Origin of the sequence: Solemya velesiana gill symbiont, assembly GCF_002020805.1 — a bacterium.
Classification (GTDB): Bacteria; Pseudomonadota; Gammaproteobacteria; order Chromatiales; family Chromatiaceae; genus Sedimenticola_A.
Window position 1 is genome coordinate 1 of the sequence record NZ_MPRJ01000109.1, and the last position, 6,058, is coordinate 6,058.

General features: G+C 56.0%; 7 protein-coding genes, 1 tRNA gene and 1 pseudogene. All 9 read left to right on the forward strand.

Going from position 1 to position 6,058, the window contains the following annotated elements:
- The first annotated feature begins 239 nt into the window (after positions 1-239).
- Complete coding sequence (locus BOW53_RS12200) at positions 240-779, forward strand: N-formylglutamate amidohydrolase (RefSeq protein WP_078488253.1); 540 nt, start codon at positions 240-242, stop codon at positions 777-779.
- 112 nt (positions 780-891) lie between these two features.
- Positions 892-1,083, forward strand: a complete 192-nt coding sequence (locus tag BOW53_RS12205; protein ID WP_078488254.1) for a hypothetical protein — start codon at positions 892-894, stop codon at positions 1,081-1,083.
- Positions 1,080-2,213 (forward strand): annotated as a pseudogene (locus tag BOW53_RS12210) (carboxylate-amine ligase). Before BOW53_RS12205 ends, BOW53_RS12210 begins: the two are co-directional and overlap by 4 nt.
- Positions 2,214-2,223: 10 nt before the next feature.
- Positions 2,224-3,027 carry a class II glutamine amidotransferase gene (locus BOW53_RS12215; protein WP_078488255.1) on the forward strand — a complete coding sequence of 268 codons (804 nt, stop codon included), beginning with the start codon at positions 2,224-2,226 and terminating at the stop codon, positions 3,025-3,027.
- A 33-nt stretch (positions 3,028-3,060) separates the two neighbouring features.
- Entirely contained in the window at positions 3,061-3,858 is a 798-nt protein-coding gene (murI, locus tag BOW53_RS12220) for a glutamate racemase (RefSeq protein ID WP_078488256.1), read from the forward strand.
- Between the two features lie 47 nt (positions 3,859-3,905).
- Positions 3,906-4,400 carry a DsrE family protein gene (locus tag BOW53_RS12225; protein WP_245832141.1) on the forward strand — a complete coding sequence of 165 codons (495 nt, stop codon included), beginning with the start codon at positions 3,906-3,908 and terminating at the stop codon, positions 4,398-4,400.
- A gap of 127 nt (positions 4,401-4,527) precedes the next feature.
- A complete protein-coding gene (locus BOW53_RS12230; RefSeq protein ID WP_342748437.1) occupies positions 4,528-5,187 on the forward strand; it encodes a TSUP family transporter in 660 nt (219 codons plus the stop codon).
- Between the two features lie 185 nt (positions 5,188-5,372).
- Positions 5,373-5,448: transfer RNA gene (locus BOW53_RS12235), tRNA-Gly, on the forward strand.
- 128 nt (positions 5,449-5,576) lie between these two features.
- Positions 5,577-5,831: a hypothetical protein gene (locus tag BOW53_RS12240; RefSeq protein WP_135607104.1), complete on the forward strand. Its 255-nt coding sequence runs from the start codon at positions 5,577-5,579 to the stop codon at positions 5,829-5,831.
- Positions 5,832-6,058: the final 227 nt, after the last annotated feature.

Below are 6,058 nucleotides of genomic sequence, written 5' to 3' on the forward strand. Positions count from 1 at the left end.
AGTTCGCATCTAATAGGATTATTAATCGCTATGGATGGTGACCTTCCTACAGAGGACTTTCACCTCATTAGTTCATACCCATGCTGGGCGTACACAAAGCTTTAACCAAGCATTGCGCTATATACTCAGGCGTCAAATTGGTTTAGGAAGAAACAAGCCGCTCCTGCGCATCCCTGCGCCCGCGGTTTACCGTACATCCTGTACATAATAAAAAAGTGCACTGGAGATGCACAGGAGCCATGCCCGAAACCGCTGAAGCCAACAATTCACCCGCTACCCTCCTCATGCCTGGCGAGCCACCAGCCTGGGAGCTGCACAATGCCGAAGGTGGCAGTGCACTGGTCATCCTGTGTGATCACACACGCAACCGCACACCTGCAACACTGGGCACAATGGGCATAGACGAGGCGCTGTTCGAAGAGCATATCGCCTACGATATCGGTGCGGAAAATACCGCGCGACGACTCGCCATGCTGTTTGACGCCCGGCTCTTCATCAGCGGCTATTCGCGGCTGGTCATCGATCTGAATCGACATCCTGGAGACGGCTCCTCCATCCCCGAGGTGAGTGACGAGATTGATATCCCGGCCAACAAGTCCCTCACAACCGAGCAGATCATCAGCCGCGAAAATGAACTCTTCTGGCCCTATCACAACCGGGTTACTGAGGAGCTGGGGAAAATCGCGGCCCGCGGCATGACGCCGGTGACTCTCTCACTGCACAGTTTCACCCCGGTATACCGGGGTTATCAGCGCCCCTGGCACATCGGGGTGCTCTGAGACAGGGACCAGCGAGTCTCCGGACCGCTCATCCAACGACTGTCGCCCCCTCCCCGGAATCTGTGTCGGAGACAATGAGCCTTACCATGCCAGGAGCCCACTGGGATACACAATGGAAGTGCACTGCGAGCATACCGACCACCCTCATGTGTTGCTGGAAGTCAGACAGGATTTGATTGCATCTGACGAAGGAGCAGAAGACTGGGCCGGGTTCATCCATGAGCATCTCTCAGCGGTACTCGATGCATCCGGGCTGCTCAACCAGGCATTCTCCTCCAGACCCAAACAGGGAGAGGTGATATGAAAGAGCCCAGCTTCACCATCGGTATTGAAGAGGAGTACATGCTGGTCGACCGGGAGAGTCGCAACCTGATCAGCGAGGCCCCTGAATCCATGCTCAAGGAGTGCGAGGGGCCGCTTCAGGGGCAGGTCTCCCCCGAGTTTCTGCAGTGCCAGATAGAAGTAGGCACCGATGTCTGCACCTCCCTGAGTGATGCAAGAAAGGAACTGGCCTACCTTCGGAAAACCGTTGCCACCGTTGCGGCACGCCACGGCCTCGCCGTGGTTGCGGCGTAAACCCATCCTTTCGGCAAACCCTCCAAGCTGGAGCACACCCACAAGGAGCGCTACGAGCAGCTTGCACAGGACCTCCAGGAGGTGGTGCGCCAACTGGTCATCAGCGGCATGCACATCCATGTCGGGATCGAGGATGACGACCTGCGCGTGGATATCATGGACCAGGTCCGCTACGTGCTGCCCCACATGCTGGCACTGAGCACCTCGTCACCGTTCTGGCGAGGCCGCAACACCGGGCTCAAATCCTATCGCCTCTCCATCTGGGACGGCATGCCCAGAACCGGCACCCCCGAGTATTTCGACAGCTACGGTGAGTACCGGCGCCACGTGGACATCCTGGTACAGGCAGGCGTTATCGAAGATGCGACCAAAATCTGGTGGGATGTCCGCCCCAGTGCACGCTACCCCACCCTCGAGATGCGCATATCCGACGTCTGCACCCGACTTGATGATGCGATGTGTGTTGCCGCCTTCTATCTCTGCTGGACTCGCATGCTCTACCGCCTGCATCGACGCAACCAGCGCTGGCGCCAGTACAATACGTTTCTGATTAACGAAAACCGCTGGCGAGCTCACTGCTACGGCATCGATGAAGGCCTCCTGGATTTCGGTCGCGGGGAGATTGTGCCCTTCGAAAAACTGGCCAATGAAATCATCGAGTTGATCAGGGAGGATGCAGAGTTCTTCAACTGCGTCGACGAACTGGAGCACATGAAAACCATTCTACGGGAAGGAACCAGTGCCCACCGCCAGGTAGCCGCCTATGAACAGGCTATGGCTGAAGGCAAGTCCCACGAAGAGGCTTTGCATGCTATCGTTGACCTGCTCATTGACGAGACCCTGATCGGTACCGAATAACGAATACCCTATGTGTGAACTGTTTGCCCTCTCCAGCCTCTACAACACCAACATCTCTTTCTCCCTCGAGGAGTTCGCCGATCGCGGTGGCCTGAACGGCCCCCATAAGGACGGCTGGGGCGTAGCCCACTATGAACACCTGGATGTACGCCTGATTCGCGAACCCTTTCCGGCCAGTAACAGCCCCTGTGTCCGGTTTCTGCAGGAGCACGGCTTCAGGAGCAACATCATCATCTCCCATATCCGAATGGCGACGGTGGGGGAGCGCCAGCTGCGCAACACCCAGCCCTTCTCCCGCGCACTGGGAGGACGCATGCACACCTTCGCCCACAACGGCGACCTGGATGGCATTATCGATCTTCCGGGTTTCGAAACAGGCAACTGGCAACCCATTGGTGAGACAGACTCCGAACACGCCTTCTGCCACCTGATGTACCTGATGCAACCGCTCTGGCAAACCGGCGAACCTACCCTTGAGGCCCGTTACAGGCTACTGGAGGATTTTGCCAGGCGCCTGCGCCCGGTGGGACCGGCAAATTTCATCTACTCCGACGGCGACTACGTCTTTGCCCACGGTGACAAACGAACCCAGCCTGGCCTTGAAGGCTACCACCCCCCAGGGCTGCATTGGCTCTCGCGTACTTGCGGCCTTTCAGAGGAGAGCCATGAGATCCCCGGGGTCGTATTACAGCACGAACAATGCGACCAATCGGTAGTCCTCGTTGCCACGGTACCCCTGACCGGCGAGAACTGGCAGCCCATGGAAGAAGGGGAAATCCTGATCATTAAAGATGGTAGTATCCATCACCTTTGAACAGGCAGTTTTCAACAAATCACCCTCGCCCTGATGAAACCAACTTCACCCATTGGTGTTTTCGACTCCGGTATCGGCGGACTGAGTATTCTCAACCACCTCCACCGTGAATTGCCCAATGAAGACCTCATCTATGTCGCTGACTCCGGTTTCGCCCCTTACGGTGAACGATCTGCTGATGAAATCCTGGCGCGAATCAGGCTCATCACAGACTTTCTCTGCCGCCGTGAAGTCAAAACCATCGTCGTAGCCTGCAATACCGCCACGGCAGTGGCCATCGCCTCTCTCAGGCAGCACCTGGAACTGCCGATTGTCGGCGTAGAGCCTGGTCTGAAACCAGCCGCCAATCGAACCCGTTCCGGAACCATTGGCATCCTTGCCACCCAGGGAACACTCAGCAGCGAGAAGTACAACCACCTGGTGAATCGTCATGGGCGCGAAGTGGCGGTCATCTCACAGGTCTGCAACGGCCTGGCCAACCAGGTGGAACAGGGACGGGTTGAGACCCAGGAGACCCGCAGCATGCTCACCGGCTATCTCGAGCCGATGCTGCAGCAGGGAGCTGACACCATTGCCCTGGGCTGCACCCACTACCCTTTCCTGATTCCTGAGATTCGAAAGATAACGGGCGATGAAATCGCCATCATCGATACCGGCCCAGCGGTAGCAAGTGAAGTGATCCGTCGATTGGAACCGGTAAACCGACACCCGGGCCATGAGAGAGAAGGCGTGGTCTCTTTTTTCGCCAGCGGCAACGAGGAAACCGCGGCTGAGAGAATCGGCCACTACTGGCCCAAACCGATTTCAGTGAACAAAATACCCGATCTCTGATCGAACAGGTTTATACTTTAAATTCTGTACCGGCGCGAGATTGAAAAATGGCACAACGATACACAATCTATAATACGAAAGCCCTGATAGCCGCCATGCTGTTAGGCCTGATACTGTTCATCCCTGGAATTGGTACCGCAAGCCAGGTTGATAAGATCATCGCCGCTCCAGAGCCTCCCGAAGGCATCGTATTCGAGGTGGTCAGCGGGGATGATGACGCCCTCGACCGGCTTCTGCCCCAGATCCAGAAAGATATTCAGCGCCTTCGCAACCGTTTCCCCAATCTTGAGATCGCCTTGGTAAGTCATGGCATAGAACAGTTTGCCCTACTCTCGGATGAGACCGATGAATTCAAGGAGGTACACGAGTTGGTTCAGAACCTTGGCGAATCCGATGTTCCCGTACATGTCTGCGGCACCCATGCCTCCTGGCAGGGCAAAACAGACCGGGACTTTCCAGCCTATGTGGATGTCGCCCCATCCGGCCCTGCACAAATCAACCAGTATATCGAGTTGGGCTATGTACTTATCCTGGTTGACTGAAGTACGAAGCCTGCTCAATGCCTGAAGTCCAGATCGACCTCCTGTTGCTGGCGCTGCTTTTCGGCACCGGGCTTGTTGCCGGCGCCGTGGATGCCATTGCCGGGGGGGCGGACTGATTGCACTGCCGGTGCTGCTCTCTACAGGCATTTCACCGGTCCAGGCCCTGGCCACCAACAAGCTGCAGGGCTCCTTCGGCACCTTCTCCTCGAGCCTGTTCTTTATCCGAAAAAAGATGATCGACCTGAAGCAGGCCGGCTTCATGATCGGGGCAACCTTCATCGGTTCCATGCTGGGTACCTTGCTGGTCCAGTCGATCGATCTCTCCTTTCTGACCGCATTCATCCCCATCCTGCTAATTCTGGTCGCGCTCTATTTCCTGTTCACACCCAACATCCGGGAAGACCAGGCCAAACAGCGCATAGGCACCGTGTTTTTTGGTGCCACGGTCGGGTTTGACGGGGGATTCTATGACGGCTTCTTTGGCCCCGGGACCGGTTCTTTCTTCCTCATCGGGTTCGTCACTCTCCTGGGATACGGCCTGATCAAGGCCACGGCCCATACCAAGGTGCTCAATTTTGCCAGTAATATCGGCTCACTGGCCCTGTTCATCGTCGGCGGGCATGTCATCTGGTCGCTGGGCCTTACCATGGCCCTGGGACAGTTCATCGGAGGTCGCCTGGGCGCTCACCTGGCATTTCTGAAGGGGGTGAAAATCATCCGGCCACTGATTGTCATCGTTACCCTCAGCATCAGTCTGAAGCTCCTGTTCGAACAGGTATTTTCGTGAACTCCGTCACAAACACGCTGCAGACGGTTGAAATCCTCTCCAAATACAAGGTATTTTATTCCTATGCCAAACGGAGGAGATGTTTGGCATGGAATTAAGCTGAGAAACAGATTACGAACGCCATCTGAACCACTATACCCCTTGACAGCCGGAACGCAGTCCATACAATAGCTGCCTCTCACGACGCGGGAATAGCTCAGTTGGTAGAGCACAACCTTGCCAAGGTTGGGGTCGCGAGTTCGAATCTCGTTTCCCGCTCCAAATTCAGGAACAAGGCTCGGATGCCATTCGGCACCGAGCCTTTTTTCGTTTCAGATTGGGATACTGGTCTGAAACCACGGCATGGAAACCCGAAACCACTACAACGCCCTGATAACAGAGGTGTCATCATGCACTACTGGGTACAGAAGGAATCAAACGGGTTAAGGATCGACATCGATGCCTCGAAGCAGGCCAAGCTGCTCGACTGTCTCAACAGCTGCCTTGCCGGTAATCCTGGGTGCGAAATCAACCTGGGCGGAAAACTCGAATCCATGCAGGTTGAACAGGACGACAATGAGATCCGTCTATGCCTGAAGCATTCTGCCGGGAACGATTTCGACTCCACAGCAATTCATGAATGCCTGAAGCGCTCTACCGCCTGACGCATGAATGATCACGACCTGCTCCATTGGGGCAGATCCCCCTACCACTCCTCTCCCTAGGCTTATCTTGAGTAGGTTTGGCGAGGCGACTTTGGATTCAGTCACCCTGCCCCTTACGAAAACGCAGTCAGCCCAAGACCCAAGCGGGAGAAAGCCGCACTGCTGGGTGGACGTTAACACCGTTGACCGATATGTGCCTTTGTAGGAGCGAACTTGTTCGCGAACAG